Below are 1,200 nucleotides of genomic sequence, written 5' to 3' on the forward strand. Positions count from 1 at the left end.
CGCCCAGCCCACCCATCCGCACCGCGGCGGCCGCTCTGCGCCGCGCGCGCATAATGTTCGTGGGAATGAGGCCGCTCCTGGCACAAAAGGCCCTCGCCGCCGCCGCCGTCGGGGTGGTAATAATGGCGCGCCGCAGACGAGCCGGGGCGAGTCGCCGCGTCCGTCGCAGGCCGGCAACAGCGAAGGCATCCAGGGCGTCGCCTTCTTGCATCGCGAGAGCCGGCCGAATCCGCAACACAACCGCAACAACCGACCGAAGCACTAGCCGTCGCTCGATCTGGAGAAACATATGGCTAAGGAAGAGCTGATCCAGTTCGAAGGACTGGTGACCGAAATCCTCCCCGACGCTCGTTACCGGGTGCAACTCGATGCCGGACACGAAATCGTCGCCTATACCGCCGGCAAGATGAAGAAAAACCGCATCAAGACGCTGGCCGGTGACCGCGTGACGATCGAAATGTCGCCCTACGATCTCGAAAAGGGCCGCCTGATCTTCCGCCACAAGGACGAACGTCCGAGCGGCGCGCCCGGCGGCCCGCCGCGGGGCGGAGCACAGCGCGGCGGCCAATTCCGGCGTCGATAACGCCGGCATTGCAACCGTTGCGGGCATGACCGCCTGATGTCCTGCGCAACAATTGGCCGGCGGCTGCGCCGGCCAAAAAATCGCGCACGTCAGGATTGTTTTGAAGCCTTCTATCGAATAATATCCTACCCATCGATTTTCGGCCGGACGACATTAGCCAATACCGGTACAGCCGGTTCAGACGCTGACGACCCTTCCAAAAATTCGATCTCACCACCCCGCCGATCAGCGGGTCTTGAACTTGTATATCTGAGAAGGGACTACCCACGTGAGCATGGGAACCGTGAAGTGGTTTAACGCGACCAAGGGCTACGGCTTCATCCAGCCGGATGAAGGCGGGAACGACGTGTTCGTGCACATCAGTGCAGTCGAGCGCGCCGGCCTTGGCACTCTGCGTGAAGGCCAGAAGATCTCCTACGAGATCGTGGCTGACCGCCGTTCCGGCAAATCCTCGGCCGACAATCTGCGCGCCGCCGGATAAGCCGATTTCCCGGGAGCGTGAAGCTCCAGGAAATTGTCGCTAGAGCATCAAGGGCCGCACCTTCGGGTGCGGCCCTTTTTGTCTGGATCGCGAGTCCGCTGTCGTGACCTGGAGCGGGATGGGTTTTGGTTGAATC

General features: G+C 62.0%; 2 protein-coding genes. Both read left to right on the forward strand.

Going from position 1 to position 1,200, the window contains the following annotated elements:
* Positions 1 to 289: 289 nt before the first annotated feature.
* On the forward strand, positions 290 to 583 hold the full coding sequence (gene infA, locus H8A92_RS40445; RefSeq protein WP_016842649.1) for a translation initiation factor IF-1: 294 nt from the start codon (positions 290 to 292) through the stop codon (positions 581 to 583).
* 268 nt (positions 584 to 851) lie between these two features.
* Positions 852 to 1,064: a cold-shock protein gene (locus H8A92_RS40450; protein ID WP_016842648.1), complete on the forward strand. Its 213-nt coding sequence runs from the start codon at positions 852 to 854 to the stop codon at positions 1,062 to 1,064.
* The last annotated feature ends 136 nt before the right edge of the window (positions 1,065 to 1,200 follow it).

The sequence above is a fragment of the Bradyrhizobium acaciae genome (genome assembly GCF_020889785.1).
In the GTDB taxonomy this organism is placed as follows: domain Bacteria; phylum Pseudomonadota; class Alphaproteobacteria; order Rhizobiales; family Xanthobacteraceae; genus Bradyrhizobium; species Bradyrhizobium acaciae.

Coding starts and splice junctions, on each gene's coding strand:
- infA (WP_016842649.1), top strand. CDS start 290: ATGGCTAAGGAAGAGCTGATCCAGTTCGAAGGACTGGTGACCGAAATC.